Here is a 26,571-nt window from a genome sequence, read left to right on the forward strand (position 1 = left end):
CTTAAATCTCACCCGGTCTCCCCTATCGACGGAATAAGCGCAAAATGCGTCGCTATTTATTGCGTTGATGCAAAACCACTGCAGGTAGAATTCATTCAACTCTGGAAACGGTGGAACTTGCGATGCAAACGTTAAAACGTGCCCTGATGGCAACTTTCTTGCTGTTTAGCCCTCTGGTGCAGGCTGAAGGCTTACAGGATCGGCTGACGGCTTTTTTTGCTGAAAAGCTGGCAGGCTTTAGCGATGAGGTTAACGTGACCGTGCGCACCCCACCGAATCTGTACCCTACCTGTGACCAACCGTCATTCAGCGTGTCGGGGACCACCAGGCTGTGGGGTAATGTGAACGTGCTGGCACGCTGCGCCAACGAAAAACGCTATTTACAGGTTGCAGTTCAGGCGACGGGCAATTATGTTGTCGCCGCCGTGCCGATTGCGCGCGGCAGCGTGCTGCAGACGAACAGCGTGACGTTGAAGCGCGGCCGTCTGGATCAGCTGCCTCCACGTACCATGCTGGAAATGAATCAGGCACAGGACGCCGTCAGCCTGCGCGATGTCGCCCCCGGCCAGCCGATACAGCTCTCAATGCTGCGTCAGTCATGGCGGGTAAAAGCGGGTCAACAGGTGATGGTGGTGGCCAACGGAGATGGCTTTAGCATCAACAGTGAAGGGAAAGCGTTAAACAATGCCGCGGTGGCGCAAAACGCCCGCGTCAGAATGTCCTCAGGCCAGGTGGTGAGCGGAACCGTCGATTCTGATGGGAATATTCTGATTAACCTATAATCTTTTTAAAGATTTCGCGGCGCGTGCCGATAAATATTCCACTAATGATGATGTCAGGCGCAAACGCCGCGAACCCTCGATGAGGACAACACTATGAGCATTGATCGTACATCAGCCCTGAAGCCGGTAAGCGCTGTACAACCTCGCGAAACGAATGACGCGACGACGCAGAAAACGCGTCTGGAAAAACCGTCAACGTCCAACAGCACCAGCGTAACCCTGAGCGACGCGCAGGCAAAACTGATGCAGCCAGGCAGCAACGATATCAATATGGAACGTGTTGAAGCGCTGAAAACGGCTATTCGTAACGGTGAGCTGAAAATGGATACCAGCAAGATTGCTGATGCCCTGATTCAGGAAGCACAGAGTTTCTTACAGAGTAACTAACCGTATGAGTCGACTGTCAGAAATACTGGATCAAATGACGGTTGTCCTGAACGACCTGAAAACGGTAATGGACGCTGAGCAGCAGCATCTCTCTTCCGGTCACATCAACGGCAGCGCGCTGCAGCGTATTACTGAAGACAAAAGTTCGCTTCTGGCAACGCTGGATTATCTGGAGCAACAGCGCCGCGCTGAGCAGGATCCTAAGCGCAGCGCCAATGACGATATTGTTGAGCGCTGGCAAACCATTACCGAAAAAACCCAGCACCTGCGCGACCTTAACCAGCACAACGGCTGGCTACTGGAAGGTCAGATTGAGCGTAATCAGCAGGCGCTTGAGGTCTTGAAACCGCATAAAGAAACCGGACTGTACGGTGCGGATGGTCAGACGGCGACTGCGCGTATTGCGGGAGTTAAAAAGATTTCGATTTGACGCCTGGGCGACAAATCATGCAGCGGGGAGCACCATAAGGTGAACTCCCCTTTTGGCGTTTATGCCGTACGGCGGGCAAACTCTTTCACTTTGAAGCCCAGCACCGCGAGCGTGGCAAAGTAAGCCACCACCCCGACGCCTACCACGGCCATCAGCCGCATCAGACGGTAAGGCATGGTGCCCTGAGACCACTCCGGCATCACGTACATCATGCCGAGCAGCGCGGCAGACATCACCAGTACCGCCACAACCAAACGCACGAGGAAACTTGCCCAGCCCGGCTGCGGCGTAAAGATATCCTGCTTGCGCAGCTGCCAGTACAGCAGCCCGGCATTCAGACAGGCCGCCAGACCAATCGATAATGACAGGCCTGCATGCTTCAGCGGACCAATAAACGCCAGGTTCATCAGCTGGGTCATAATCAGCGTCACAATGGCAATTTTCACCGGCGTTTTGATGTCCTGACGCGAGTAGAACCCGGGCGCCAGCACCTTGACGACGATCAGCCCCATCAATCCGACCGAGTAGGCAATCAGCGCGCGCTGGGTCATGGCGGCATCAAAGGCGGTGAACTTCCCGTACTGGAAGAGCGACACCGTCAGCGGTTTAGCCAGGATACCCAGCGCCACCGCGCTTGGCAGGGCCAGCAGGAAGCAGAGACGTAACCCCCAGTCCATCAGGCGGCAATATTCATCATGGTTGCCGCTGGCAAAACTTTTCGACAGCGACGGCAGCAGGATGGTCCCCAGCGCCACGCCCAGCACCCCGGACGGGAACTCCATCAGACGGTCGGCGTAGTACATCCAGGAAACCGAGCCGGACACGAGGAAAGAGGCAAAGATGGTGTTAATGATAAGCGAGATCTGGCTGACGGAGACGCCGAGAATAGCGGGCCCCATCTGCTTGATCACGCGCATCGCCCCGGCATCTTTGAGATTGATGCGCGGCAGCACCAGCATGCCGATTTTTTTCAGATGCGGCAGCTGATACGCCAGCTGCAGCACGCCGCCGACGGTGACCGCCCAGGCCAGCGCCAGCACCGGCGGGTTAAAATGCGGCGCGGCGAACAGGGCAAAACCGATCATGCTGACGTTGAGAAACGTCGGCGCAAACGCCGGAACAGAGAAGCGGTTCCAGGTATTCAGGATCGCCCCCACCAGCGAGGCCAGCGAGATGAGCAGAATATAGGGGAAAGTAATGCGCAGCAGCTGCGAGGTCAGCGCAAATTTGTCAGCCGTATCGGCAAAACCGGGCGCGGTCACCATAATCACCCACGGCGCGGCCAGCATCCCGAGTACGGTCACCACCGCCAAAGCCAGCGTCAGCAGACCGGAGACATAAGAAACAAAGACGCGCGTGGCGTCTTCACCCTGCTTGCTTTTATATTCCGCCAGAATAGGCACGAATGCCTGAGAAAACGCCCCTTCCGCAAAAATACGACGCAGCAGGTTCGGCAGTTTGAACGCGACGAAAAAGGCGTCCGTGGCCATCCCTGCACCAAATACCCTTGCCACAATGGCGTCGCGCGCAAAACCCAGCACCCGGGAAAACATGGTCATCGAGCTGACGGCCGCCAGCGATTTTAATAAGTTCATTAACGTGAATTTCCAGAACCATACGGAATTGTAGGCCGGGTGAGACTAAGCGCCACCCGGCAAAGCCAACAAGCGGCGCTTAGTCTAACCGGATTTCAACGAATTACTATCCGCAGATGTTACAGCGAGTTATTCGCTCATGGCTTCGCGCCAGAGCCTTTCCACAATGCGCTGCGCCAGAATGGCCTGCTCGCCGGACGTTTCAGGAACCGTCTGATTTTGCACGCAGGTGATAAAGTGGCGGGCGCATCCTGCGAAACCGCGCTGCTCCAGGGTGCTCTGCCAGCCTGGCGCCGGGAGCGTCACCACGCCGTTGCCCTTCTCTTCCCGCCACTCGCGCATGTCCGTAATGTCATACAGCGCGCCGTCGGTCACCGCCTGCACGGATTCACGCTGGCTTCCCGCCCGACGGTGCATGCTGGTAGTAATCTGAAGATGCTCAACGGCGAAGTGGTGTTCCGCGTAGACCATCTGCCCCTGGTCATTCGTCAACAGGGTACCGCTTTTCAGCAGCGCTTCGCCGTTGCTCAGCCACAGCGCCGTATCCACAACGTGCAGATAATCATCCAGAAGGGTGAAGCGCAGATCGTTAGGCCCAATGCTGTCGGTGCGGTGCTTATCCATCCGCAGCGAGGCGAGCGTGCCCGACTGCGCCTTCAGCTGTTGATAAAGCGGCGCGAAACGACGGTTGAAGCCCACCATCAGCGTCAGCTTTTTGCGCGCGGCCAGCTCAATCAGCCGCTCGGCATCCTGAACATTTTCAGCCAGCGGCTTATCCACGCAGACGTGAACCCCCAAATTGAGCAGCTCGCTCACAACCTGATAGTGGGTTGCCGTTGAGGTATGCACAAAGACCGCATCACACTCGCGGGCCAGATCCTGCAGGGAGGCAGCATACGGAATGCGCCAGGTTTCGCAAATACGTTCTGCCTTTTCGCGGGTGGGCGACCATGCCCCTTGCAGCGTCCAGTCCGTCGCCGCACCTAAAACAGGCAGCCAGGCTTTTTGCGCGATGCCGCCCAGCCCCACCACGCCTACGCGTAATTTTTTCACCGTCAGTCTCCCAAATGTGCCAGCAACGCATCCAGACGCTGTTTCAGCCCAGCGACCTCTTCTTCCAGCGCCTCTACCCGCGCGGCAAGAGTGTCATTACTTGCTGAGGATCCCGCGTCGCTCTCCACGGTAGCGGTAGCGACATCGACGTCGCCGCTGAACAGATGCATATAGCGGCTTTCACGTTTGCCCGGTTCGCGCGCCAGTCGCACCACGTACGGGCCGTCTTCACGAGAAGCCAGCCCTTCCAGGGTCTGCTCGACCTCCTGCATATCGCTGAACTCATGCATACGGGAAGCGCGCGTGCGCAGCTCCCCCGGCGTCTGCGCCCCGCGCAGCAGCAGCGTGGTGATGACCGCCACTTCCGCGCTGCTCAGCTTCAGGTCACCGAATTCGGAGTTACAAAAGCGCTGTTCGTATTTGGTCACGCGGTTGCCGAAGCCGCTGACGGTGCGCAGATAGTGGCGTTTTACCAGCGCATCCAGCACGTCCTGAACGTCATGCTCGCTGAGGTTCATCACCGGCTCGCGGTTGGTCTTCTGGTTGCAGGCCATGGTCACGGCGTTGACGGAGAGCGGATACTGCTCCGGCGTGGTGACCTGTTTTTCGAGTAAGCACCCAATCACGCGCGCTTCTGTACCGTTTAGCTGATACTTCATCTTTTCTCCTTAACGACCTGCGGTCCAGTCCCGGGTGGTTAACGCCGTCAGAACGTGGTCGCGCCACTCTCCGTCTATCAGAAGATAGTCTTTGGCGTAACCCTCTTTCTCGAACCCTAAACGCGCCAGCAAATTGCCGCTGCGCTGATTATGCGGCATATAGTTCGCCATGATGCGATGGATATGCTGCGTGCGCTGCATATAGCGGATCGCCACCGTTAACGCCTCGTACATCAGCCCCTGCCCCTGCCATTTCTGGCCGATGGAGTAGCCAAGATAGCAGGCGTGAAACGATCCCCGCACCACGTTTGAAAAATTGGCGATCCCGATAATCTCTTTCTCTTCAGGATCCAGCAGCGCGAAATAAAACGCGCTGCCCTGCTTGTGAAATTCCGTAATCATGCTGAGGCGCGCCTGCCAGCCGGAAGGGTAACAGTGGCTCTCATCCCGAACGGGTTCCCAGGGTTTTAAAAACTGGCGATTCTCGGCGTAATAATCCGCCAGACGCCAGGCATCACGCTCATGCACCAGACGAACGACCAGCCTGTCCGTTGTCAGACGCACTTTTGGCACATTACTGCGATAGCCAAACATCGATACCACTCCTTCCCGTCACTTCTGCTTACCCATTAGCTTTACTATACCTGCGCCTGCGCCGTCTGTGAAAACAGTGACATACCATTTTGCCCTCTTTTCATTATTTTCGATGAGAACTCTCTATCAAAGCACCCTTTTGATAAAAAAATATTGTCACGCCCAGGGGTGGGAAAAAACGCGGCGACACCGCAGAATGTTAGCGTGCTCACCTTCTTATTTTCCCTGGAGGGAAAATGTCCCGCGTATCACAGGCCAGGAGCCTGGGTAAATATTTCCTGCTCGTCGATAACATGCTGGTCGTGCTCGGCTTTTTTGTCGTTTTTCCATTGATATCGATCCGCTTTGTCGATCAGATGGGCTGGGCGGCATTAATGGTTGGCATTGCCCTGGGGTTACGCCAGTTTGTCCAGCAGGGTCTGGGCGTCTTTGGGGGGGCCATTGCCGACCGCTTTGGCGCTAAACCGATGATCGTTACCGGCATGCTGCTGCGCGCGGCAGGCTTTGCCACAATGGCGGTCGCCCAGGAGCCCTGGCTGCTCTGGTTCTCCTGTTTCCTCTCCGGTATCGGTGGCACGCTGTTCGATCCGCCACGCACCGCGCTGGTGGTGAAGCTTATTCGCCCTCAGCACCGCGGCCGTTTCTTCTCGATCCTGATGATGCAGGACAGTGCCGGGGCGGTTATCGGCGCCCTGCTGGGAAGCTGGCTGCTGCAGTATGACTTCCGACTGGTCTGCGCGGCGGGCGCGGTGCTCTTTATTCTGTGCGCGCTGTTTAATGGCCTGTTCCTGCCCGCCTGGAAACTGTCGACGGTCAAAGCGCCGGTCCGGGAAGGGCTTGGCCGCGTCCTGCGCGACAAACGTTTTGTCACCTATGTGCTGACCCTGACGGGATACTACATGCTGGCTGTGCAGGTCATGCTGATGCTGCCGATCATGGTTAACGACATTGCGGGCACGCCTGCTGCCGTTAAATGGATGTACGCCATTGAAGCCGCACTTTCCCTGACGCTGCTCTATCCGATTGCCCGCTGGAGCGAGCGGCGTTTTCGTCTGGAACATCGCCTGATGGCCGGGCTGTTCCTGATGACGCTGAGCATGATGCCGATCGGCCTGGTGAACTCTCTCCAGCAGCTGTTTACCCTGATTTGCACGTTCTACATAGGGTCGATCATCGCCGAGCCTGCCCGTGAAACGCTGAGCGCCTCCCTCGCGGATTCGCGTGCGCGCGGCAGCTATATGGGCTTCAGCCGGCTGGGGCTGGCGCTTGGCGGCGCATTAGGCTACGCCGGCGGCGGCTGGTTGTTTGATGCCGGCAAAGCGTTAAACCAGCCCGAACTCCCGTGGATGATGCTCGGCGCGGTGGGCTTTATGACGCTCCTTGCCCTGTGGTGGCAGTTCAGCCAGAAACGCAGCGCGAGCGGGATGCTCGAGCCTGGCGCGTAGCCTTTCCCTCGGGCGGGAGCCGCTCCCGCCCCACTTCTCAGTTTTTTCTGCTGGTTTCTGCCAATTCACACTGACATACTGACGTAACAGGACAGAAGCGCCGATTTTTCGTTGAGGAACACTATGAAGAAAATTGTCTTTGCCGCTGCATTAGTTGTCAGCGGTCTGCTGGTTGGCTGTAACCAGCTCACGCAATATACCGTCAGTGAACAGGAAATTAATCAGGCGCTGGAAAAACATAACAATTTTTCTAAAGACATTGGCGTGCCGGGGCTGGCGGACGCGCATATCGTGCTCACGAATCTGACCAGCCAGATCGGACGTGAAGAGCCGAACAAAGTCACCCTGGCCGGTGACGCGGATCTCGATATGTCATCCCTCTTTGGCAATCAGAAAGCCAACATCAAGCTCAAGCTGAAGGCACTCCCCGTTTTCAACAAAGAGAAAGGGGCGATTTTCCTCCAGGAGATGGAAGTCGTCGATGCGCAGGTTTCGCCGGACAAGATGGCACCGGTTCTGCAAACCCTGATGCCCTATCTCAACCAGTCGCTGCGTAATTATTTCAACCAGCAGCCCGCGTACGTCTTAAGCGAAGACAAAAGCAAGGGCGAAGCTTTGGCGAAAAAATATGCAAAAGGGATAGAGGTGAAACCGGGAGAAATTATCATTCCTTTCACCGATTAACCTGAAGGGCGCTGCGGCGCCCTTTTTTTTACGGAAAAGTGTGCAAACGAAAACGTTTCCGCTTATGATTTGTGTCCGGCAAAAACAGCCATCCTTATGACTGATTCCTGACAAGCCGGAGCTTCCATGACTGCACAACCCCAGGTTCTTAAAATCCGCCGCCCTGACGACTGGCATATCCATCTGCGTGATGGCGATATGCTGAAAACCGTCGTGCCTTATACCAGCGAAATTTATGGCCGCGCGATTGTCATGCCTAACCTGGTTCCACCAGTCACCACCGTCGATGCCGCGATGGCCTATCGCCAGCGCATCCTGGATGCCGTCCCTGCGGGACACGATTTTACCCCGCTGATGACCTGCTATCTGACCGACTCGCTGGACCCGAACGAAGTGGAGCGTGGGTTTAACGAAGGCGTATTTACGGCGGCGAAGCTCTACCCGGCGAATGCCACCACCAACTCCAGCCACGGCGTCACCAGCATTGATGCCATCATGCCGGTTCTGGAACGCATGCAGAAACTGGGCATGCCGCTGCTGGTCCATGGTGAAGTCACCCATGCCGAGATTGACATCTTCGACCGTGAAGCCCGCTTTATCGAGACCGTGATGGAGCCTCTGCGCCAGCGCCTGCCCGCGCTTAAAGTGGTCTTTGAGCATATCACCACCAAAGACGCGGCAGAGTATGTGCGTGACGGCAACGATCTTATCGCCGCCACCATTACGCCACAGCACCTGATGTTTAACCGTAACCACATGCTGGTGGGCGGGGTGCGCCCTCACCTTTACTGCCTGCCGATTCTCAAGCGCAACATCCACCAGCAGGCGCTACGCGAGCTGGTTGCCAGCGGCTTCTCCCGCGCGTTCCTCGGCACCGATTCCGCGCCTCACGCACGCCACCGTAAAGAGGCGAGCTGCGGCTGCGCAGGCTGCTTCAACGCCCCAACGGCGCTTGCCAGCTACGCGACCGTATTTGAAGAGATGAACGCGCTGGAACATTTCGAAGCGTTCTGCTCCCTTAACGGCCCGCGCTTCTACGGCCTGTCGGTCAATGACACCTTCATCGAACTGGAGCGTAAAGCGAGCCACGTTGAGGAATCCATTGCGCTGACGGATGACACGCTGATCCCCTTCCTGGCGGGCGAAACCGTCAACTGGACGGTAAAACGTTAAAAAATCAGTGCCCCTTGTTGTCAAACCGATAATATACCTGTATAAATAAACAGTATATTACACAGGGGGCATTTATGCGTATTGAAGTCACCATAGCCAAAACAACCGTTCTGCCTGCCGGCGCGCTTGATGCACTGGCAGGCGAATTATCCCGCCGTATTAACAACACCTTTCCCGACAACGCCGGTGCCGTAACGGTGCGTTACGCCGCGGCGAACAACCTCTCCGTCATTGGTGCTGCGAAAGAAGATAAAGATCGCATCAGCGAAATCCTGCAGGAAACGTGGGAAAGCGCAGACGACTGGTTTATCACTGATTAACACTGCTCCCTCATTGTGTTTTTTGCCGGGTCGCCCCGGCTTTTTTTTGTTTAAAAATACGGTAAGTTCAAATTAATTCGGCATCTTCTTTAAGAATCGTGAACAAGATGGTGTTTTATTGTTCGAACAATCCTAAAAAGCAGAAAAATGTGTTGCCACCTGTTTATTTTTCCCGTCGGAACCCTTATTACTTGGTATACTGAAGTTGCTTTCAGAAAAACATGCATTGAACCTCAGAGCCGTTGTCTTCTAACACGCATTAAGGGGGTTATAATGGAAAAGAATAGTGAAGTGATCCAGACCCATCCACTCGTTGGCTGGGATATCAGTACCGTAGATAGCTACGATGCGCTGATGCTGCGTTTGCACTACCAGACCCCGAATCAACTCAACCGTGAAGAAGCGGAAGTTGGACAGACGCTGTGGCTAACAACAGACGTCGCCCGTCAGTTTATTTCTATTTTAGAGGCAGGTATTGCAAAAATAGAATCTGGCGACTATCAGGAAAATGAGTATAAACGGCACTAAGCTTATGCCCACTTTTCTCTCTACAGGCACCCTCGCGGTGCCTTATTTATTTCTCCCTTGTCTAACCCCGCGTTGTTAATTACTCTGCTAACAAAACGTCAGTTTACGAGATGCATATGAGATACGACTTAATCATTATTGGTAGCGGCTCCGTGGGTTCCGCCGCCGGTTATTACGCAACGCAGGCAGGTCTGAAGGTCCTGATGATCGATGCCCATCTTCCTCCCCATGCGGAGGGTAGCCATCATGGCGATACCCGCCTCATGCGCCATGCGTATGGAGAAGGCGAGCGCTATGTACCGCTGGTGCTTCGCGCCCAGACGCTGTGGGACGAGCTGGCGAAACAGACCGAAGAGCGTATTTTCGAGCGTACCGGCGTTATCAACCTTGGCCCTGCCCACTCTGATTTTCTCGCCAGCGTCGAGCGCAGCGCGAAAGCCTTTAATCTCGATGTTGAGAAGCTGGACGCCACGGGCATTACCGCGCGCTGGCCTGAAATTACCGTCCCCGACGATTACATTGGCCTCTTTGAAGCCCACTCCGGCGTGCTGCATTGTGAAACGGCGATCAAAACCTGGATCGATCTTGCCGCGAAAGCCGGCTGTGCGCAGCTGTTTAACTGTCCGGTGGAGGCCATCACCCATGACGAGAATGGCGTCACGGTAACGACTATCGACGGCGACTATTCAGCGTCCCGCCTGCTCGTCAGCGCAGGAACCTGGGTCACTCGCCTGCTGCCGGAACTGCCGATCCAGCCGGTGCGCAAGGTCTTCTCCTGGTTCCAGTCGGATGGTCGCTACAGCGCGCAGAATAAATTCCCGGCCTTCACCGGCGAACTGCCGAATGGCGATCAGTTCTACGGTTTCCCTTCCGAGAAGGACGCGCTGAAAATCGGTAAACACAACGGCGGCCAGGCTATCACCTCCCCTGAAGAGCGTAAGCCCTTCGGCGCCTTCCCACAGGATGGATCGGAAGCCTTCTCGTTCCTGCGAACTATTCTTCCGGGCGTCGGTGGCTTGCTGTATGGCGCGGCCTGTACCTACGACAACACGCCGGATGAAGACTTCATCATCGATACGCTGCCCGGGCATGACAACACTCTGCTTATCACCGGGCTGAGCGGCCACGGCTTTAAGTTCGCTTCCGTGCTGGGTGAAATCGCCGCGCAGTTTGCCCAGGGTATCACGCCGCAGTTTGATCTGACGCCCTTCTCACTCTCGCGTTTTAACGGATAATCCGCACGGGCTCCGGACGTTCCGGGGCCCGTGTCATTCACACTGCATTACGGGGCGTTATGCGCAGGATCGTTAGCTTTCTTATGAATAATATTCGCGAGCACTTTATGCTCTATATCTTATTGTGGGCGCTGCTGGCTATTATTGATTTTGTTTACATTGTATTTTATTGAAAGTCCCGATTGACAATAATTGACATTTATTTAGCTTTGTTGAAAATCTCAATTCCATCTTGCACGAAGACATTGAATTACCTTTATCAATCCTGTTCAAAAGCGCTGAAATAAATAAAATAAAAATCAATAGACAATTTTTTCAGTTGCAATATCACATCTTCCCGTTCATTTTTACCCTTCGGTTAATTTGAAAATGGACATTCTGATGCAATTGCGTAACTCCTCCCGGCGCTACGGAATAATATCCATAGGTTTGCACTGGATATTTGCTATTGCCGTCTACGGTATGTTTGGACTTGGGCTCTGGATGGTCACGCTCAGCTATTACGATGGCTGGTATCACCAGGCACCGGAGTTACATAAAAGCATTGGCGTCCTCCTGATGCTGGGGCTGGTTTTTCGCGTAATCTGGCGGCATGTTTCCCCGCCGCCCGCCGCGCCGAAGACCCATGGCAAAATGACCCGCCTGAGTGCAGTTGCCGCGCATATTGCGCTCTATGCGCTGCTTTTCGCCATTCTTATCAGCGGCTACCTTATCTCGACGGCGGACGGTAAGCCGATTAGCGTCTTTGGCCTTTTTGACGTCCCGGCAACGCTCAGCGATGCGGGCGCTCAGGCTGACACTGCAGGGGTCGTTCACCTCTGGCTTGCGTGGAGCGTCGTGATCCTGTCGGTACTGCACGGGCTTGCCGCCCTCAAACACCATTTTATTGATAAAGACGATACGCTAAAGCGCATGCTTGGCCGCTCGTCAGTTGACTCTGGAGCATAAAATGAAAAAACACCTGCTGGGTATCGCATTGGGTTCTCTGTTATTCACTGCCGGTTCCGCCGTGGCGGCCGATTATAAAATTGATAAAGAGGGCCAGCACGCTTTCGTCAATTTCCGTATTCAGCACCTGGGATACAGCTGGCTGTACGGTACCTTTAAGGATTTTGACGGCACATTCACCTTTGACGAGAAAAATCCTGCCGCCGACAAGGTCAATGTGACCATTAATACCAACAGCGTGGATACCAATCATGCTGAACGTGATAAACATCTGCGCAGTGGCGAATTCCTCAATGTCGGGAAATACCCACAGGCTACTTTCACCTCCACGGAAGTGAAAAAAGACGGTGATAAGCTGAATATTACCGGCAACCTGACGCTTAACGGCGTAACAAAACCGGTCACGCTTGATGCTAAATTACTGGGTCAGGGTGACGATCCGTGGGGCGGTAAACGCGCAGGATTTGAAGCGGCGGGTAAAATTCACCTGAAAGATTTTAATATCACAACGGATTTAGGCCCGGCGTCTCAGGACGTTGAGCTGATTATTTCCGTTGAAGGTGTGCAGCAGAAATCATAATAGATTCGCCCGGCAGGCTTTTGCCCTGCCGGGCGTTATTATCATTCCGGGTCGGGGATACCCAGCCTGGTATTCAGACGGCCGCGTGATTTATTGAAAATCTTGTTGCCGTTTTCACGTCCTGCGCGGCGGCGACGCTGCTCTTCTTCCGGCAGGATGCTCTCTTCGCTGCACAGCTCGCTACAGCAGCCGTTAAACTTCTCGGCACAGGCCGGGCACTGAATAAACAGCAGATGGCACCCGTCGTTTTTGCAGTTGGTATGGGTATCGCACGGTGCGCCGCACTGGTGGCACTGGGCAATAACGTCTTCCGAAATACGCTCCCCCATACGCTCGTCAAAGACAAAGTTTTTCCCGATAAAGCGTACCGGTAAACCCTGTTCACGGGCACGGCGGGCGTACTCGATAATGCCGCCTTCAATATGCCAGACCTTATTAAAGCCGTTGTGCTTCATCCACGCGCTGGCTTTCTCACAGCGGATACCGCCGGTGCAGTACATAACGATCTTTTTATCTTTATGTTCCTGCATCATCTCAACCGCTTTGGGCAGCTGCTCGCGGAAGGTGTCGGCCGGAATTTCCATCGCGTTCTCGAAATGCCCCACTTCGTACTCATAGTGGTTACGCATATCAATGAACACGGCATCCGGATCGTCCAGCATTGCATTCACTTCCGCAGCCTTCAGATATTCACCGACATCCGCCGCGTTAAACGCAGGATCGTCAATACCGTCCGCCACGATGCGCTCACGCACCTTCATGCGCAGCACCCAGAAGGATTTCCCGTCATCGTCCAGAGCAATGTTCAGGCGTAAGCCGTCAAGGGCCGGATCGAAGTGATAAAGAGCGTCACGGAAAGCGCTGACTTTGCTTTCCGGTACGCTAATTTGCGCGTTGATGCCTTCACGGGCAAGGTAGACGCGGCCGAAGACGTTCAGCGCCGTGAACGCCTGATAAAGCGCATCGCGGGTCGCCTGTGGATCGTTGATGGTGAAATATTTGTAGAAAGAGATGGTTGTGCGCGGTTCGGTTTCAGCCAACATGCGCGCTTTTAACATCTCATTCGACACGCGGTTGTGTAACACTGGCATGGTGTACAGTCCTGGAATCGTTAGAGAGAATGAAAAATCGGTCGGCATCATATAGCAAATAAAACCAATTTACATCCACACAATTTACGCTACATTTCACACACCCTGATTAATCAGGATTAACAATTGCTGTATTCGTGCACGCTTCGAAAGCAGATATTTTGGCTACGTCTCAAAAAATGAGACACTAGCAAAACAGGACGTTTGAAAACAGGAATGACATGACCCAGTTACCAAAATTTACTGCCGCCCTTTTGCATCCCCGTTATTGGTTGACCTGGCTTGGCATCGGCTTTTTATGGCTTCTGGTACAGCTTCCCTACCCTGTTATTTTTCGGTTGGGTAAATTTCTGGGCCGTTTCGCGCAACTGTTTATGAAGCGTCGCGCCAGAATTGCGTACCGTAATCTTGAGCTGTGTTTTCCGCAGATGAGCGAGTCAGAGCGTCACGATATGGTCTCGAAGAATTTCGAATCCGTCGGGATGGGGCTCATGGAAACCGGTATGGCGTGGTTCTGGCCGGACAAACGCATGGCCCGCTGGAGCGAGGTGACGGGGACCGGCATGGAGCCGGTGCATACGCTTCAGGCCAATCAGACGGGCGTTCTGCTGATCGGCGTCCATTTCCTGACGCTGGAAATCGGGGCGCGCATGTTCGGCATGCAGGCGCCCGGCATTGGCGTTTATCGTCCTAACGATAACCCGGTCATCGATTTAATCCAGACCAACGGCCGCATGCGCTCCAACAAAAGCATGATCGACCGTAAAGATCTGAAGGGGATGATCCGCGCGCTGAAATCCGGTGAAGTGGTCTGGTATGCCCCCGACCACGACTATGGCCCACAGGCCAGCGTATTTGTCCCCTTCTTCGCCGTTGAAGAGGCCGCCACAACGACCGGTACCTGGATGCTGGCGCGCATGTCCAAAGCCGCCATCGTGCCTTTTGTTCCCCGCCGTAAGCCGGATGGTTCAGGCTACGAGCTGATGATGCTGGAGCCGGAACTCGCGCCGCCGCTTGACGATGCAGAAACCACCGCGCGCTGGATGAACAGCGTTGTGGAGAAGTGCATCATGCTGGCGCCTGAGCAGTACATGTGGCTGCACCGCCGTTTTAAAACGCGCCCACAAGGCACGCCGTCCCGCTATTAATCCTCATGCGGTCCTCAGGGCCGCATGCCGTTTTAGCTTTAAAAGCTCCTCCTCATTGCGGCAATCATAACCCAGGCGCATAATTAGCAGGCTTATTACTTTATGCTTCAGGTGCTTTGCACCTCATTATGCGGATAGTTATGTCACCCTCAGATGCCCCCATAAACTGGAAGCGTAACCTCACGGTTGCGTGGCTTGGCTGTTTTCTTACCGGCGCGGCGTTTAGCCTGGTCATGCCCTTCCTGCCGCTCTACGTCGAACAGCTTGGCGTGACGGGCCACAGCGCGCTCAATATGTGGTCTGGCCTGGTATTCAGCATCACGTTTCTCTTTTCCGCGATAGCCTCGCCCTTCTGGGGCGGCCTGGCCGATCGCAAGGGACGTAAAATCATGCTGCTGCGCTCGGCGCTGGGGATGGCCATTATCATGGCGCTGATGGGCGTGGCGCAGAACGTCTGGCAGTTTCTGATCCTGCGCGCGCTGCTGGGCCTGCTGGGAGGATTTATTCCCAACGCGAACGCCCTGATAGCCACGCAAATCCCCCGCCATAAGAGCGGCTGGGCGCTAGGAACGCTCTCCACCGGCGGCGTGAGCGGTGCTCTGCTGGGACCGCTGGCCGGCGGATTACTGGCGGATAACTACGGCCTGCGTCCGGTTTTTTTCATCACTGCCAGCGTGTTGTTCCTGTGCTTTATCGTCACCCTGCTCTGTATTCGTGAAAACTTCACGCCTGTCGCCAAAAAAGAGATGCTTCACGCCAGGGAGGTGCTGACCTCGCTTAAAAATCCCAGACTGGTGCTAAGCCTGTTCGTGACGACAATGATTATCCAGGTCGCTACCGGGTCGATTGCCCCTATTCTGACGCTGTACGTTCGCGATCTGGCGGGTAACGTCAGCAATATTGCGTTCATCAGCGGGCTGATTGCCTCCGTACCCGGCGTGGCGGCGCTGCTGAGCGCCCCGAGGCTGGGAAAACTGGGGGACCGGGTGGGTCCGGAAAAAATCCTGATCTGCGCGCTGGTGATTTCCGTCCTGCTGCTTATTCCGATGTCGATGGTGCAAACGCCATGGCAGCTGGGCGTCCTGCGCTTTTTGCTGGGCGCCGCCGACGGCGCGCTGCTGCCCGCCGTACAGACCCTGCTGGTCTACAACTCCACGAACCAGATCGCCGGGCGTATTTTCAGCTATAACCAGTCATTCCGGGATATCGGTAACGTCACCGGACCGCTGCTCGGGGCCGGGATCTCCGCCAGCTTCGGTTTTCGCGCCGTCTTTATCGTGACGGCGGGCGTCGTGTTGTTCAATGCCATTTATTCATGGTTCAGTTTATCCCGTGCGCTACGGCCCGTGACGGAATAAGACGAACGCCTGAAGGCTTATTTTCGCATTCATACTTGCAGAATCTTATATTCAGCTATTCTTTCCCTGAAACCTTCTGGAAAACAGGGAGACACCAATGACCATGTACGCCACGCTGGAAGAAGCTATTGATGCCGCTCGTGAAGAGTTCCTCGCCGACAACCCCGGCGTTGAAGAAGAAGATGCTGACGTGCAACAGCTTAATATCCAAAAATACGTTCTGCAGGACGGGGATATTATGTGGCAGGCCGAATTCTTTGCCGATGAAGGTGAAGAAGGGGAATGTTTGCCGATATTAAGCGGTGAAGGTGCGCAGGCCGTCTTTGATGGCGACTATGACGAAATCGAACTTCGGCAGGAATGGCTGGAGGAGAACACCCTGCACGAGTGGGATGAGGGTGAGTTTCAGCTCGAGCCGCCGCTGGATACGGAAGAAGGTCAAACCGCTGCCGATGAGTGGGACGAGCGTTAATTTACGCTATTCGTAAGGGCCGTGGCTGGCATCGATCGGCAGCAACAGCGTGTCGAAAATCAGCGAGAACGGCAGATCGAGCACGGTCAGATAGCGCCATGCGGAATCACGGAGATCCCATTTCACGCCCGGGTAATACTGATTGCCGTGGCCCTGCCCTGGAATGGTGCGACTGATGATACTGCCGCAGCCGCTGAGCAGGCATGCCATCAGAACGACGATGATTATTCTCATCTCTAGCCTCTAAAAAAATACCGGCCTCACAGCCGGTATTTTATCTGGCGGGTGGCGCTTCGCCTACCCGCCCTGCTTAACAACTTACTTCGCCTTCAGTGCAAGCGGATTCAGCTTCACGTCCTTATAGTAGTTCACCCACGAAGAGTATTTCTCCGGAGCGGACCACACGCGGTAGTGAAGACGCGCCATTGTCACCGGGTCGCTCAACAGCACCAGTCGACGGTCGCGGTTGAGTTTTTCCGGGGTCTCGTTAAGCGCCTGCTCAACGTGACGATCGCGAGCAATCTCCAGCACCAGGCTGGCACGGTGACGCGCCGTCGCCATTGCCGTTGCCAGGGCGTTGAATGACGGGTTAAACACGGCGTGCATGAAGCCGTCATCCAGCGAGCGACTGCGGTTCTGTTCCAGATAACGATCGGTATCCACCAGCACCTGCGGCGGGGAATACTCTTCCGGGATCAGGAACAGTTTCCAGCGTTTGGTTCGCAGCCCCACCGTTGAACGACTGGAAATCACGGACACAAACGGCGACAGGATCAGCGAGAAGACAATCGGCGCCAGCCAGAACAGGAAGCGCAGATCCAGCCAGGCCATACCGGCCGCCCACACCAGACCCAGCAGCAGCTGAGAACCGTGGCGCATAAAGGCTTCACTCCACGGCGTAGAGTCGTCATCACGCTGCGGCGAGTTCCAGACCACTTCCCAGCCCAGGAACGCACTGACCACGAACACGGTGTGGAACAGCATACGTACCGGCGCCAGCAGCACGGAGAACAGCACTTCCAGCAGCAGTGAAAGGGTCACGCGGAAGAAACCGCCGTACTCTTTCGAGCCTTTGCACCAGATCAGGATGATGCTGAGCAGCTTAGGCAGGAACAGCAGCACCATGGTGGAGGCAAACAGCGCAATCGCCAGCTCCGGACGCCACTGCGGCCACACCGGGAACAGCTGGCGCGGTTGCAGGAAGTATTGCGGCTCCGTCAGGGCATGGACGACCTGCAGCGCAGTGGAGAGCGCGAGGAACATAAACCACAGCGGTGCGGAGAGATAAGACATCACGCCCGTCAGGAACACCGCACGGTGAACCGGGTGCATCCCTTTTACCAGGAACAGGCGGAAGTTCATCAGGTTACCATGACACCAGCGGCGGTCACGCTTGAGCTCGTCAAGCAGGTTTGGCGGCAGCTCTTCGTACGATCCCGGCAGGTCGTAGGCAATCCAGACGCCCCAGCCAGCACGACGCATCAGCGCCGCTTCTACGAAGTCATGCGACAGAATAGAGCCGGCAAACGAACCCTCACCCGGCAGCGGCGCCAGCGCACAGTGCTCAATGAACGGCTTCACGCGGATAATGGCGTTGTGACCCCAGTAGTGCGACTCACCCAGCTGCCAGAAGTGCAGACCCGCCGTAAACAGCGGCCCGTAAACACGAGTGGCGAACTGCTGGCAGCGCGCGTAAAGGGTGTCCATGCCGGACGCTTTTGGCGAGGACTGAATGATACCCGCGTTAGGGTTGGCTTCCATCAGACGCACCAGACCGCTCAGGCAGTCTCCGCTCATGACGGAGTCAGCATCCAGCACCACCATGTAGCTGTACTGGTTACCCCAGCGACGGCAGAAGTCATCGATGTTACCGCTTTTACGCTTCACACGACGGCGGCGGCGGCGGTAGAAGATCTGGCCTTCGCCCTGCACTTCTGCAATCAGCTCCATCCACGCTTTTTGTTCTGCAACGCAGATATCCGGGTTGTAGCTGTCGCTCAGGATGTAAACGTCAAAATGCTCCGCGTTGCCGGTCGCCTTTACGGACTCCCAGGTCGCACGCAGGCCCGCAAATACGCGGTCAACGTCTTCGTTACAGATAGGCATAATCAGCGCAGTACGGTGCTCGGGATTGAGGGGTTCATCCCCGACCGTTGACGCCGAAATGCTGTATTTGTCACGCCCCATCAGCAGCTGCAGGAAGCCCATCAGCGCGGTCCAGAAACCGGCAGAGACCCAGCAGAAGAGGACCGCGAACAGCAGGAGAATGCCGCTCTGCAGGATATACGGCAGCAGCTGCATGAAGGAGACCCAGAGATCCTGGCCCATCATGTCCGTCGGGTTGATAAACGCCCAGCCCTGGTAAGGCAGGATGGTTTTCATATACCAGGTCGCGACGACGGTCTGCGCCAGCGTCAGAAGCAGCAGGATATAGCGACGGATTGTCCCCACGGTACGCCATTTCTGTTCGGACGCCTGCTCTTCTTTCGTCAGGCGCGACAGATAGCGCGGCGTAACATCACGCCCGCGCAGGCGATCCCAGAAACGGCCCACCGGGTTGGTGCGCCAGGGGTCGGGGAACATAGAGGAACGCGTGGCCTTCGGCATCGCCTGAAGCTGATCGCGTCCTTCATCGTCTTTAATCAACTGCCCTTCCGCCAGCGAGTCCGGCCAGGCCTGCTCCAGACGCGCCTTGACTGACCCGAGCGGCGTATCATCATCACGAGAAAACGTATGATGTTCACCATCCAGCGCGGTGTGAACCGCGCGGATGTCGCTCTTAGGCAGTGCCGCTTTTTCGATATCGGTCAGCGGCATGGCATCAATATATTCAGATGTATTATTCATTGGCAGGTAGCTGATAGCTCCAGGTTTCACTCAGCGGCTGATCGTTACTGACCAGCGCAGCACGCATTTCAGTGGTCTGTTTCGGATCTTTCACTTTCACGCGCAGGGTCAGACGCCAGCCTTTGGTTACCGGGTTGTAACGCACGGTATTCTCAACGATTTCACCGTTATCACCGATGCTGGCCTGAGCGGCAACGGCGGTGTCCGGTGACAGTTTCTTCATATCCTGGCCCGTGAAGTCCACGACGAACGCCACGGTACCGTCAGGCTGACGGATAAGATTTGACTGCTTCACATCACCCGTTGAGCGGCGAGTCTGCATCACATACGCGTTATCCGGCGCATGCAGCTTATCTTCGTCGCGGCTGAAGGTAATGGTGTACTTGAAGTTCATCTCTTTACCTGCTTCCGGCAGCTGATCCGGTGTCCAGTAAGCGACGATGTTATCGTTGGTTTCGTCGTTGGTTGGAATTTCTACCAGCTCGACCTTACCTTTACCCCAGCCACCGTTTGGCGTGACCCAGGCGCTTGGACGCTGGTCATAGCGATCGTCCAAATCTTCAAAGCGGGAGAACTGACGACCACGCTGCAGCAGGCCGAAACCTTGCGGGTTTTCCATTGCGAAGCTGCTAACCGCCAGATGTTTCGGGTTATTCAGCGGACGCCAGATCCACTCACCGTTACCGGCATGAATAGACAGACCGTTGGAGTCATGCAGTTCCGGGCGGAAGTTGGTTGCCGGAGACGGCTGGTTCGGCCCAAACAGGAACATGCTGGTCAATGGTGCTACACCCAGTTTGCCCACTTTATCACGCAGGTAAACCTTAGACTGCACGTCAACTACCGTGTCACGACCCGGCATAATCACAAAGCGATAAGCACCGGTTGCACGCGGGGAATCCAGCAGCGCATAAATGGTCAGACGTTTATCCGTTGGTTTTGGACGTTCAATCCAGAACTCACGGAAACGCGGGAACTCTTCACCTGATGGCAGCGCGGTATCAATAGCCAGACCACGCGCAGAAAGCCCGTATACCTGCCCCGCGCCAATGACGCGGAAATAGCTGGCACCCAGCATGCTGACGATTTCGTCGTTTTTATCTTTGCTGTTGATCGGGTAAAGCACCTTAAAGCCTGCGAAGCCCAGGTCTTTCACCGTATCTTTGTCGTGTTGCACATTGCCAAAGTTGAAGTAATCCGGGCTGTACTTAATCTTACGAACCGCAGTCGCTGTCACTTCATTGATGGCAACAGGCGTGTCGAAGTACATACCCTGATGATAAAATTCAAGCTTGAACGGGGTTTTAATATTGCTCCAGTACGCTTTATCGTGATTAAACTGGATCTGCTGATAGTCCGCATACTTCATGTCGCGGAAAACGGAGGGCAAGTTACTTTTCGGCGCTTCGTAGCTCTTGCCTGCCATCGATTTTGCCTGTTTTGCGACATCGTCGATGTTAAAGGCCAGTGCCGATGAGGTATACAGTGACAACACCACTGCAGCACCTAACCAACGCATTTTCATCATCTGTGGTTTATGTTTCATAATAAGTAAGCACTTCCCCCTTTGTGTGCTTATATCGATCCGATCCATTTTAATGGAAACTCAGGCAATCCGACAACATTATCACTGCTTTGTTCAGCTGCTGGCTCATGGATTAAGCAAATGAAAGAACCCGCTATTCACTTTGCGTGCTTATCCTGGAGACAGGGTGTCGGTCTTGGTGTAGGGTTGGCTTCGAATGTAACCATTATGAGTCTTAGGGATAAGGCGAAAAGTCTGAGAATGCACAACGTTATATGAGCACAACACCAATACAACGGGAATATTTCCTCGACTCGATCCGGGCATGGCTGATGCTATTGGGGATCCCCTTTCACATTTCACTGATTTACTCCAGCCACACCTGGCACGTCAATAGCCAGATGCCCTCCTGGTGGCTAACGCTGTTTAATGACTTTATTCACGCCTTCCGTATGCAGGTGTTTTTTGTCATATCCGGCTATTTCTCTTACATGCTGTTTCTGCGATACCCGCTCAAGCGCTGGTGGAAAGTGCGCGTAGAGCGCGTGGGGATCCCCATGCTGACCGCAATTCCGCTGCTGACGCTGCCTCAGTTCATTATGTTGCAGTACGTGAAGGGCAAGGCGGAGAACTGGCCGAATCTGACACTGTATGAAAAGTACAATACGCTGGTCTGGGAGCTGGTGTCCCACCTGTGGTTCCTGCTGGTCCTGGTGGTGCTCACGACGGTGAGTCTGTTGATTTTCAGCCGCCTGCGCCGCCATCTGAGTACGAAAGCCGACACCTTTTTCGCCAACGTGACGATGGGCAAACTGTCAGTGCTCTTCTTGCTGTTGGGGATTGCCTATGCCACCGTGCGACGGACCCTGCTTATCGTCTACCCGCCGATTTTGAGCGACGGGTTATTTAATTTTGTGGTGATGCAGTCGCTGTTCTACATTCCGTTCTTTTTAATCGGGGCGCTGGCCTTTATTCATCCGAAGCTTAAATCGCTGTTTGTCACCCCGTCACCGTGGTGCGCGCTGGGAGCCACGCTCTCGTTCGCGGCCTATCTGCTGAATCAGCGTTACGGCAGCGGCGACGCCTGGATGTATGAAACGGAAAGCGTGATCACTATGCTGCTGGGCCTGTGGATGGTGAACGTGGTATTCGCGCTGGGCCACCGTTTGCTGAACTTTAAGTCCAGCCGCGTGACCTATTTCGTTAATGCTTCGCTGTTTATCTATCTGGTGCATCACCCGCTGACGCTTTTCTTCGGGGCTTACATCACACCGCACATCGCCTCCAACACGCTGGGCTTCTTTACCGGGCTGGTGTTTGTGGTGGGGGTGGCGATCGTGCTCTACGAGATCCATCTGCGGATCCCGCTCCTGCGTTTCCTCTTTTCAGGAAAACCACCGGCGAAAGCCTCATAAACCGCGCGGCGCACCCGATGCGCCGCGTTTGTTTCAGCTTTCCAGCTCTTGTCTGCGCTGAGTCAGAAGCCGCTGATACAGATGCAGGGTGTCCTCGTCAAAACAGACAAAAGTCACTTTCTCCGGCAGCGGTTTTAACGACAGATAGCGATAAACGGTTTCTACGGCGATCGTTGCGGCGGCGGCCTTAGGGTAACCATACACGCCGGTACTGATGGCCGGAAACGCCATCGTTTTATAGCCGTTGTCGGCGGCCAGCCGCAGACAGTTCCGGTAAGCCTCTTCCAGAATACTCGCTTCGTGCTGGTCCCCGCCATGCCAGACGGGCCCTACGGCATGAATAACCGCTCTGGCAGGCAGATTGCCCGCAAGCGTAATCACCGCGTGACCGGGAGGACATCCGCCCTGCTGTTGCCGCACGGTTTTACAGGCTTCCAGCAGCTGCGGTCCGGCAGCCCGGTGGATTGCCCCGTCCACGCCGCCTCCCCCCATCAGGGATGGATTGGCCGCATTGACGATAACGTCGACGTGCATTGTCGTAATATCGCCATGAATAATGTCAATTTGCGGTTTCATAAAGCCCCTCTGCAACCCGCCATTTTCTTAAGTGTATCGCAGAGGAGACCGGGAGAAAAAACTATCAGAAAAAATCCTCTTCCACCGCAGGGCGGAAGAACGCGCACTAGCGATACTGGATTTCGACAACCGCGAGCGTTTTTTCAGGATTAAGGTATTTCATATTGAGCGTCGCCAGGCTTGAGTCGCTCACTTTACCGTTAAGCGCCTCTTCGTAGCTGACCATACGCGTTTGCATACGGTTATTGTTTGGACATGACATTGCAAACTGTTGCTTCTGGGGAGTGACTTCACAGGGGTCTGCGACAATGGCACCGCGGAAATGAATGACACCACCGTCAACAACCGTGGCCGAATAAGCCGGGATACTCAAAGCAGAAACGACCAGACCCAGACCTGCCGCGAGTCGAGCAAAATAGTTGTTCATTATAGGTACTCCTCAATGAAAATCGTCCATGAGGGGTAAACGCGCTTCATTTATTACGGCAAACGAAGTTTCACGTTACGGAACATAACGACCTGGTCCCTGATATCAGCATAGCTCAACGGCACAGACCCGCCACATTCGCAACATATTGATTTCATGAATGTTTAGAGCGAGCGTTCCGCTGGCGACCACTGTTGTGATAAATGCAGCGATTTACCGTCTGAAACGGTGACAACGATTTTTACCGTGTCCCCCGCGCTAATATTTAAACTCAGGCGCATTAAATCAATCGTCTGATTAGCGGGTATAAAAAGTGTGTTTTGCTGTCGGGAAGAACTTTGCCCCCCCTGCCCTTCTCGCAGAGAAACAATCTGAACCTGACAATCACACGATTGCGCCAGAGTGACCTGCGGAATAATGGTGGTCATATTTTCCTGCTGTGACGTTTTGAAGGTTATCTGGCTGGAAAGCGCGGCGAGGAGAATTAAGGTATTCATGATGAACTCCCGAAAAAAAACAGGGCTGATGCCCTGTTTTTTTGTAGCACAGATTTCAGTATCAGTACTGATGAGCTGTCGCGTGGTTACCAAAACCGATCTGGGTAACGTTAACAGTTGAGTTGGACGCAGTCTGGTCTACGAGGGCACCGTTAAAGCCGCCGGACTGGCTAACATTCATGACGGATTTTTTACTGTTCCACTGATCAAGTGTCGCACTGTTACCAAATCCTTTCTGGGTCAGGTTGATTTTACTGTCATCAGAACCCTGACCAACGTCAGCACCGTTACCGCCACCTGTCTGGCTAATATTCAGCACGGAATTTCTGGCGTCTGTCTGCAGGGCAACCGCGGAGTTACCGCCACCGTTCTGATAAATATTCAGGGTTGAATTTGGGCCACCGTATCCGCCATGACCATGCCCATGACCCCAGCCATCCTGATTAATCAGACCAGCCATAGCACTACCAGAAACTACGATTGCTGCAAGCGCTGCCACTTTGATAAATTTCATGGTAAACCCCCGTCGGATTGATTAAAGTCGTCGCGAAAGCACTAATGTTGAATAACGTTAATCGCCATTTGCGACTGTTTCTGCACTACAACTGCGTTTTTCTGCGTACCGTACTGCGTAATGTTTGCTCTATTACCCGACCCTTGTTGGATAATTTTCGCACTATTACCGTATCCATCTTGCGTAATACCTGCATCATTCGCGTTACCGCTCTGATCGATCCAGGCTATATTGTAACTCCCTGATTGATCGACTCTCGCTCTGTTGCCTACCCCATCCTGGGAAACAATGGATAAGAGTTTTGAACCTTCCTGGCGAACCTGAGCATCATTGAAAACGCCCCGTTGACCAATAATGGCTGCCTGATTTAATGATGAAAGACTTAATTCGTTAGCCGCAAAGTTATATTCAGAATTTGCCAAATCTGAATTCGCTGCGGCTACAAATCCAGGCGCACCCAGTAATGTAAACATCACAATTAACGATGTGGTTTTCATGTTGTCACCCTGGACCTGGCTATTTAATTACTCCATATTTAAACGGCTCGTATGGTGTTAACGCGTCGTTACGGTGAAGAGTATGTCCGCTGAAACATTTTAAATATCTCACCCGCGCGGCTTATTTTTATTTATCGGATCACCACAAAGTCGTAATTTATGTCAAAAATCACTGTAATCAGGCCAGCTTATATTTTTTATTAAAGGTGTGCTGCGAAAGGGTTGTACAACGAGAGAAAGGCTGTCCACGCTTCCTCCCGGGTTGTTTAAACGTAACGGCAGGAGAACATTTTTCTCATCGCGTGACACGGAGCCTCTTTTCTTAAGCCAGACAGTCACTCATTCGTGGGCTTAGAAATTATCTGAAACTCATACTTAATTATCGCTTTATGAAAATAATAAATAACCTTAAAAATCAATTCATTAAAAATATTTGTATGATTTTTAAAAACTGTGCACCTCTATTTACGTGTACAACTTTCTCATCATTTATTGCCATTCCAAACAATCGAATTTCACAAATTAATATTGATTTTTACATCCTGTTACATGTTTAACACTTGCTTTAAACTTCGTAAAAGCTAGATTGAAATTAGATGTACGAAATTGGTTTTATATTTACCTCCCTGTGGAGGTTATGGTCTGATTCTACACACAGCAGTGCAACATCTGTCAGTACTTCTGGTGTCCTCTTTTAAACAGGAGGACAGCTGCCAGGTGCCAAAAAAAAGTGGGGTTTCATCATGTATAATGAAGTCCATAGTTTACATGGTCATACATTACTGTTGATCACAAAACCTTCTTTGCAAGCGACAGCGTTATTACAACATTTAAAGCAATCTTTATCACTGAACGGGAAATTGCATAATATTCAACGTTCTTTTGATGATATTGCACCTGGCAGCATCATTCTTTTCGATATGATGGAAGCTGATAAAAAGCTTATCCATTACTGGCAGGATATTTTAAGCAGGAAAAACAATAATATCCGCGTGCTATTGTTGAATACGCCTGATGAATATCCTTTCAGAGATATTGAAAGCTGGCCGCATATCAATGGCGTGTTCTACGTCACGGAAGAAGAAGACCGGGTGGTAGAGGGGCTGCAAGGTATATTGCGCGGAGAGTGTTATTTTTCGCAAAAGCTTGCCAGCTATCTCATCACGCACTCCGGAAATTATCGCTATAACAGTTCAGAGTCAGCACTGCTCACGCACCGTGAGAAAGAGATCCTGAATAAGTTACGCATTGGTGCTTCAAATATTGAAATCGCCCGTTCGTTATTTATCAGCGAAAATACGGTAAAGACGCACCTTTATAATCTTTTCAAGAAGATAGCTGTGAAAAACCGAACTCAGGCGGTTTCGTGGGCAAACGATAACCTCAGGCGTTAATCACATGAAGCGCACGTTGAGTTGGATCGCCGCAGCGAGTTTCCTGCTCGCTGCTGGGAATCTGAAGGCCGTCGAGGTCGAAGTTCCCGGATTGTTAACAGACCATACTGTCTCATCGGTCGGGCACAGTTTTTACCGTGCCTTCAGTGACAAATGGGAAAGTACATACACGGGTAATATAACAATCAACGAGCGGCCCAGTGCACGATGGGGAAGTTGGATAACAATAACGGCTAATCAGTACGTTATTTATCAAACGTTTTTATTCCCGACCAAAATGGACTTCGATAAAAACGTAGTCTTAGCACTGGCACAATCAGAAGACGCTATTAATCGCCTGCAAATAGATAAAGCCCTATTAAGCACCAGCGATTTAGCAAAAGACGAGTTCTAGCGA

31 protein-coding genes are annotated in these 26,571 nt (G+C 53.7%); 18 read left to right on the forward strand and 13 right to left on the reverse strand.

The window, feature by feature from the left end; translation table 11 throughout:
• Positions 1-122 precede the first annotated feature (122 nt).
• The 3 genes from flgA (at position 123) to flgN (ending at position 1,599) form a co-directional block, all read left to right on the forward strand.
• The gene (flgA, locus tag KIF87_RS06585; RefSeq protein ID WP_213328261.1) at positions 123-782 is read left to right on the forward strand and encodes a flagellar basal body P-ring formation chaperone FlgA; all 660 of its coding nucleotides are present in this window, start codon (positions 123-125) and stop codon (positions 780-782) included.
• A gap of 93 nt (positions 783-875) precedes the next feature.
• Positions 876-1,169 carry a flagellar biosynthesis anti-sigma factor FlgM gene (flgM, locus tag KIF87_RS06590; RefSeq protein ID WP_023335261.1) on the forward strand — a complete coding sequence of 98 codons (294 nt, stop codon included), beginning with the start codon at positions 876-878 and terminating at the stop codon, positions 1,167-1,169.
• 4 nt (positions 1,170-1,173) lie between these two features.
• The gene (flgN, locus tag KIF87_RS06595; protein ID WP_025755834.1) at positions 1,174-1,599 is read left to right on the forward strand and encodes a flagella biosynthesis chaperone FlgN; all 426 of its coding nucleotides are present in this window, start codon (positions 1,174-1,176) and stop codon (positions 1,597-1,599) included.
• Positions 1,600-1,658: 59 nt separating this feature from the next.
• On the opposite strand, the gene murJ is transcribed toward flgN, so the two are convergent.
• The 4 genes from murJ to rimJ all read right to left on the reverse strand — a co-directional run bounded on the left by murJ (position 1,659) and on the right by rimJ (position 5,500).
• Positions 1,659-3,194, reverse strand: a complete 1,536-nt coding sequence (murJ, locus tag KIF87_RS06600) for a murein biosynthesis integral membrane protein MurJ (RefSeq protein ID WP_213328262.1) — start codon at positions 3,192-3,194, stop codon at positions 1,659-1,661.
• A 129-nt stretch (positions 3,195-3,323) separates the two neighbouring features.
• On the reverse strand, positions 3,324-4,247 hold the full coding sequence (locus tag KIF87_RS06605; protein ID WP_213328263.1) for a Gfo/Idh/MocA family protein: 924 nt from the start codon (positions 4,245-4,247) through the stop codon (positions 3,324-3,326).
• Positions 4,248-4,249: 2 nt separating this feature from the next.
• Positions 4,250-4,906 carry a YceH family protein gene (locus KIF87_RS06610; RefSeq protein ID WP_213328264.1) on the reverse strand — a complete coding sequence of 219 codons (657 nt, stop codon included), beginning with the start codon at positions 4,904-4,906 and terminating at the stop codon, positions 4,250-4,252.
• Positions 4,907-4,915: 9 nt separating this feature from the next.
• On the reverse strand, positions 4,916-5,500 hold the full coding sequence (gene rimJ, locus KIF87_RS06615) for a ribosomal protein S5-alanine N-acetyltransferase (RefSeq protein ID WP_008500822.1): 585 nt from the start codon (positions 5,498-5,500) through the stop codon (positions 4,916-4,918).
• Positions 5,501-5,736: 236 nt separating this feature from the next.
• On the opposite strand from rimJ, the gene mdtH reads away from it, so the two are divergent.
• The 9 genes from mdtH to KIF87_RS06660 all read left to right on the forward strand — a co-directional run bounded on the left by mdtH (position 5,737) and on the right by KIF87_RS06660 (position 12,413).
• The gene (mdtH, locus tag KIF87_RS06620) at positions 5,737-6,945 is read left to right on the forward strand and encodes a multidrug efflux MFS transporter MdtH (protein WP_213328265.1); all 1,209 of its coding nucleotides are present in this window, start codon (positions 5,737-5,739) and stop codon (positions 6,943-6,945) included.
• A gap of 123 nt (positions 6,946-7,068) precedes the next feature.
• Positions 7,069-7,629, forward strand: coding sequence for a lipoprotein (locus tag KIF87_RS06625; protein ID WP_023311126.1), 561 nt, complete (start codon positions 7,069-7,071; stop codon positions 7,627-7,629).
• A gap of 126 nt (positions 7,630-7,755) precedes the next feature.
• A complete protein-coding gene (gene pyrC / locus KIF87_RS06630) occupies positions 7,756-8,802 on the forward strand; it encodes a dihydroorotase (RefSeq protein WP_213328266.1) in 1,047 nt (348 codons plus the stop codon).
• 74 nt (positions 8,803-8,876) lie between these two features.
• Positions 8,877-9,122, forward strand: coding sequence for a DNA damage-inducible protein I (gene dinI, locus KIF87_RS06635; protein ID WP_008500826.1), 246 nt, complete (start codon positions 8,877-8,879; stop codon positions 9,120-9,122).
• Between the two features lie 273 nt (positions 9,123-9,395).
• A complete protein-coding gene (bssS, locus tag KIF87_RS06640; protein WP_008500827.1) occupies positions 9,396-9,650 on the forward strand; it encodes a biofilm formation regulator BssS in 255 nt (84 codons plus the stop codon).
• Positions 9,651-9,766: 116 nt separating this feature from the next.
• Positions 9,767-10,885 (forward strand): N-methyl-L-tryptophan oxidase, encoded by a 1,119-nt coding sequence (gene solA / locus KIF87_RS06645; protein ID WP_213328267.1) that lies wholly within the window; start codon positions 9,767-9,769, stop codon positions 10,883-10,885.
• Positions 10,886-10,944: 59 nt separating this feature from the next.
• Entirely contained in the window at positions 10,945-11,058 is a 114-nt protein-coding gene (locus tag KIF87_RS06650) for a YceO family protein (protein ID WP_032638658.1), read from the forward strand.
• Positions 11,059-11,266: 208 nt separating this feature from the next.
• On the forward strand, positions 11,267-11,833 hold the full coding sequence (locus tag KIF87_RS06655; protein WP_063145757.1) for a cytochrome b: 567 nt from the start codon (positions 11,267-11,269) through the stop codon (positions 11,831-11,833).
• Position 11,834: 1 nt separating this feature from the next.
• Positions 11,835-12,413, forward strand: a complete 579-nt coding sequence (locus KIF87_RS06660) for a YceI family protein (protein WP_024909002.1) — start codon at positions 11,835-11,837, stop codon at positions 12,411-12,413.
• A gap of 41 nt (positions 12,414-12,454) precedes the next feature.
• Here the strand turns inward: KIF87_RS06660 and trhO are convergent, their stop codons facing one another.
• The gene (trhO, locus tag KIF87_RS06665) at positions 12,455-13,504 is read right to left on the reverse strand and encodes an oxygen-dependent tRNA uridine(34) hydroxylase TrhO (RefSeq protein ID WP_213328268.1); all 1,050 of its coding nucleotides are present in this window, start codon (positions 13,502-13,504) and stop codon (positions 12,455-12,457) included.
• A gap of 221 nt (positions 13,505-13,725) precedes the next feature.
• On the opposite strand from trhO, the gene KIF87_RS06670 reads away from it, so the two are divergent.
• The 3 genes from KIF87_RS06670 (at position 13,726) to KIF87_RS06680 (ending at position 16,482) form a co-directional block, all read left to right on the forward strand.
• Positions 13,726-14,652 (forward strand): Kdo(2)-lipid IV(A) acyltransferase, encoded by a 927-nt coding sequence (locus KIF87_RS06670; RefSeq protein ID WP_029740361.1) that lies wholly within the window; start codon positions 13,726-13,728, stop codon positions 14,650-14,652.
• Positions 14,653-14,792: 140 nt separating this feature from the next.
• Positions 14,793-16,010: a multidrug efflux MFS transporter MdtG gene (gene mdtG, locus KIF87_RS06675; protein WP_193940013.1), complete on the forward strand. Its 1,218-nt coding sequence runs from the start codon at positions 14,793-14,795 to the stop codon at positions 16,008-16,010.
• A gap of 97 nt (positions 16,011-16,107) precedes the next feature.
• Entirely contained in the window at positions 16,108-16,482 is a 375-nt protein-coding gene (locus tag KIF87_RS06680; protein WP_023311118.1) for a MysB family protein, read from the forward strand.
• Between the two features lie 6 nt (positions 16,483-16,488).
• On the opposite strand, the gene KIF87_RS06685 is transcribed toward KIF87_RS06680, so the two are convergent.
• From KIF87_RS06685 to mdoG, 3 genes are all read right to left on the reverse strand, one after another.
• On the reverse strand, positions 16,489-16,716 hold the full coding sequence (locus KIF87_RS06685) for a YceK/YidQ family lipoprotein (RefSeq protein ID WP_008500835.1): 228 nt from the start codon (positions 16,714-16,716) through the stop codon (positions 16,489-16,491).
• A gap of 84 nt (positions 16,717-16,800) precedes the next feature.
• Entirely contained in the window at positions 16,801-19,329 is a 2,529-nt protein-coding gene (gene mdoH / locus KIF87_RS06690; RefSeq protein WP_213328269.1) for a glucans biosynthesis glucosyltransferase MdoH, read from the reverse strand.
• The gene (mdoG, locus tag KIF87_RS06695; protein WP_213328270.1) at positions 19,322-20,875 is read right to left on the reverse strand and encodes a glucans biosynthesis protein MdoG; all 1,554 of its coding nucleotides are present in this window, start codon (positions 20,873-20,875) and stop codon (positions 19,322-19,324) included. The genes mdoH and mdoG overlap by 8 nt, the downstream gene beginning before the upstream one ends.
• A 254-nt stretch (positions 20,876-21,129) precedes the next feature.
• Here mdoG and mdoC point away from each other — a divergent pair, with 254 nt between their 5' ends.
• Positions 21,130-22,269, forward strand: coding sequence for a glucans biosynthesis protein MdoC (gene mdoC, locus KIF87_RS06700; protein WP_213328271.1), 1,140 nt, complete (start codon positions 21,130-21,132; stop codon positions 22,267-22,269).
• Between the two features lie 33 nt (positions 22,270-22,302).
• Here mdoC and ymdB read toward each other — a convergent pair whose 3' ends face one another.
• The 5 genes from ymdB to csgB form a co-directional block, all read right to left on the reverse strand.
• Complete coding sequence (gene ymdB, locus KIF87_RS06705) at positions 22,303-22,845, reverse strand: O-acetyl-ADP-ribose deacetylase (protein WP_213328272.1); 543 nt, start codon at positions 22,843-22,845, stop codon at positions 22,303-22,305.
• A 106-nt stretch (positions 22,846-22,951) separates the two neighbouring features.
• A complete protein-coding gene (locus tag KIF87_RS06710; protein WP_121425867.1) occupies positions 22,952-23,272 on the reverse strand; it encodes a YmdA family protein in 321 nt (106 codons plus the stop codon).
• Between the two features lie 164 nt (positions 23,273-23,436).
• Positions 23,437-23,769, reverse strand: a complete 333-nt coding sequence (gene csgC / locus KIF87_RS06715) for a curli assembly chaperone CsgC (protein ID WP_032658052.1) — start codon at positions 23,767-23,769, stop codon at positions 23,437-23,439.
• Positions 23,770-23,830: 61 nt separating this feature from the next.
• The gene (gene csgA / locus KIF87_RS06720; protein ID WP_213328273.1) at positions 23,831-24,283 is read right to left on the reverse strand and encodes a curli major subunit CsgA; all 453 of its coding nucleotides are present in this window, start codon (positions 24,281-24,283) and stop codon (positions 23,831-23,833) included.
• A 41-nt stretch (positions 24,284-24,324) separates the two neighbouring features.
• The gene (gene csgB, locus KIF87_RS06725; RefSeq protein ID WP_213328274.1) at positions 24,325-24,780 is read right to left on the reverse strand and encodes a curli minor subunit CsgB; all 456 of its coding nucleotides are present in this window, start codon (positions 24,778-24,780) and stop codon (positions 24,325-24,327) included.
• Positions 24,781-25,523: 743 nt separating this feature from the next.
• Here csgB and csgD point away from each other — a divergent pair.
• Entirely contained in the window at positions 25,524-26,174 is a 651-nt protein-coding gene (gene csgD, locus KIF87_RS06730; protein ID WP_021240790.1) for a biofilm master transcriptional regulator CsgD, read from the forward strand.
• A gap of 4 nt (positions 26,175-26,178) precedes the next feature.
• Positions 26,179-26,568, forward strand: coding sequence for a curli production assembly/transport protein CsgE (gene csgE, locus KIF87_RS06735; RefSeq protein WP_213328275.1), 390 nt, complete (start codon positions 26,179-26,181; stop codon positions 26,566-26,568).
• The last annotated feature ends 3 nt before the right edge of the window (positions 26,569-26,571 follow it).

The sequence above is a fragment of the Enterobacter sp. 120016 genome (assembly GCF_018383635.1).
GTDB classification, from domain to species: domain Bacteria; phylum Pseudomonadota; class Gammaproteobacteria; order Enterobacterales; family Enterobacteriaceae; genus Enterobacter; species Enterobacter asburiae_D.

What these genes read in the sequence shown, in the direction of transcription:
- csgD (WP_021240790.1), top strand. Translation starts at nt 25,524, where the DNA reads ATGTATAATGAAGTCCATAGTTTACATGGTCATACATTACTGTTGATC.
- KIF87_RS06680 (WP_023311118.1), top strand. Translation starts at nt 16,108, where the DNA reads ATGACCATGTACGCCACGCTGGAAGAAGCTATTGATGCCGCTCGTGAA.
- dinI (WP_008500826.1), top strand. Translation starts at nt 8,877, where the DNA reads ATGCGTATTGAAGTCACCATAGCCAAAACAACCGTTCTGCCTGCCGGC.
- KIF87_RS06685 (WP_008500835.1), bottom strand. Translation starts at nt 16,716, where the DNA reads ATGAGAATAATCATCGTCGTTCTGATGGCATGCCTGCTCAGCGGCTGC.
- rimJ (WP_008500822.1), bottom strand. Translation starts at nt 5,500, where the DNA reads ATGTTTGGCTATCGCAGTAATGTGCCAAAAGTGCGTCTGACAACGGAC.
- murJ (WP_213328262.1), bottom strand. Translation starts at nt 3,194, where the DNA reads ATGAACTTATTAAAATCGCTGGCGGCCGTCAGCTCGATGACCATGTTT.
- mdtH (WP_213328265.1), top strand. Translation starts at nt 5,737, where the DNA reads ATGTCCCGCGTATCACAGGCCAGGAGCCTGGGTAAATATTTCCTGCTC.
- csgE (WP_213328275.1), top strand. Translation starts at nt 26,179, where the DNA reads ATGAAGCGCACGTTGAGTTGGATCGCCGCAGCGAGTTTCCTGCTCGCT.
- csgA (WP_213328273.1), bottom strand. Translation starts at nt 24,283, where the DNA reads ATGAAATTTATCAAAGTGGCAGCGCTTGCAGCAATCGTAGTTTCTGGT.
- KIF87_RS06710 (WP_121425867.1), bottom strand. Translation starts at nt 23,272, where the DNA reads ATGAACAACTATTTTGCTCGACTCGCGGCAGGTCTGGGTCTGGTCGTT.
- flgM (WP_023335261.1), top strand. Translation starts at nt 876, where the DNA reads ATGAGCATTGATCGTACATCAGCCCTGAAGCCGGTAAGCGCTGTACAA.
- csgC (WP_032658052.1), bottom strand. Translation starts at nt 23,769, where the DNA reads ATGAATACCTTAATTCTCCTCGCCGCGCTTTCCAGCCAGATAACCTTC.
- mdoG (WP_213328270.1), bottom strand. Translation starts at nt 20,875, where the DNA reads ATGAAACATAAACCACAGATGATGAAAATGCGTTGGTTAGGTGCTGCA.
- trhO (WP_213328268.1), bottom strand. Translation starts at nt 13,504, where the DNA reads ATGCCAGTGTTACACAACCGCGTGTCGAATGAGATGTTAAAAGCGCGC.
- flgA (WP_213328261.1), top strand. Translation starts at nt 123, where the DNA reads ATGCAAACGTTAAAACGTGCCCTGATGGCAACTTTCTTGCTGTTTAGC.
- bssS (WP_008500827.1), top strand. Translation starts at nt 9,396, where the DNA reads ATGGAAAAGAATAGTGAAGTGATCCAGACCCATCCACTCGTTGGCTGG.
- KIF87_RS06650 (WP_032638658.1), top strand. Translation starts at nt 10,945, where the DNA reads ATGCGCAGGATCGTTAGCTTTCTTATGAATAATATTCGCGAGCACTTT.
- KIF87_RS06625 (WP_023311126.1), top strand. Translation starts at nt 7,069, where the DNA reads ATGAAGAAAATTGTCTTTGCCGCTGCATTAGTTGTCAGCGGTCTGCTG.
- KIF87_RS06670 (WP_029740361.1), top strand. Translation starts at nt 13,726, where the DNA reads ATGACCCAGTTACCAAAATTTACTGCCGCCCTTTTGCATCCCCGTTAT.
- mdtG (WP_193940013.1), top strand. Translation starts at nt 14,793, where the DNA reads ATGTCACCCTCAGATGCCCCCATAAACTGGAAGCGTAACCTCACGGTT.
- solA (WP_213328267.1), top strand. Translation starts at nt 9,767, where the DNA reads ATGAGATACGACTTAATCATTATTGGTAGCGGCTCCGTGGGTTCCGCC.
- KIF87_RS06610 (WP_213328264.1), bottom strand. Translation starts at nt 4,906, where the DNA reads ATGAAGTATCAGCTAAACGGTACAGAAGCGCGCGTGATTGGGTGCTTA.
- mdoH (WP_213328269.1), bottom strand. Translation starts at nt 19,329, where the DNA reads ATGAATAATACATCTGAATATATTGATGCCATGCCGCTGACCGATATC.
- KIF87_RS06655 (WP_063145757.1), top strand. Translation starts at nt 11,267, where the DNA reads ATGCAATTGCGTAACTCCTCCCGGCGCTACGGAATAATATCCATAGGT.
- mdoC (WP_213328271.1), top strand. Translation starts at nt 21,130, where the DNA reads ATGAGCACAACACCAATACAACGGGAATATTTCCTCGACTCGATCCGG.
- csgB (WP_213328274.1), bottom strand. Translation starts at nt 24,780, where the DNA reads ATGAAAACCACATCGTTAATTGTGATGTTTACATTACTGGGTGCGCCT.
- KIF87_RS06660 (WP_024909002.1), top strand. Translation starts at nt 11,835, where the DNA reads ATGAAAAAACACCTGCTGGGTATCGCATTGGGTTCTCTGTTATTCACT.
- ymdB (WP_213328272.1), bottom strand. Translation starts at nt 22,845, where the DNA reads ATGAAACCGCAAATTGACATTATTCATGGCGATATTACGACAATGCAC.
- pyrC (WP_213328266.1), top strand. Translation starts at nt 7,756, where the DNA reads ATGACTGCACAACCCCAGGTTCTTAAAATCCGCCGCCCTGACGACTGG.
- flgN (WP_025755834.1), top strand. Translation starts at nt 1,174, where the DNA reads ATGAGTCGACTGTCAGAAATACTGGATCAAATGACGGTTGTCCTGAAC.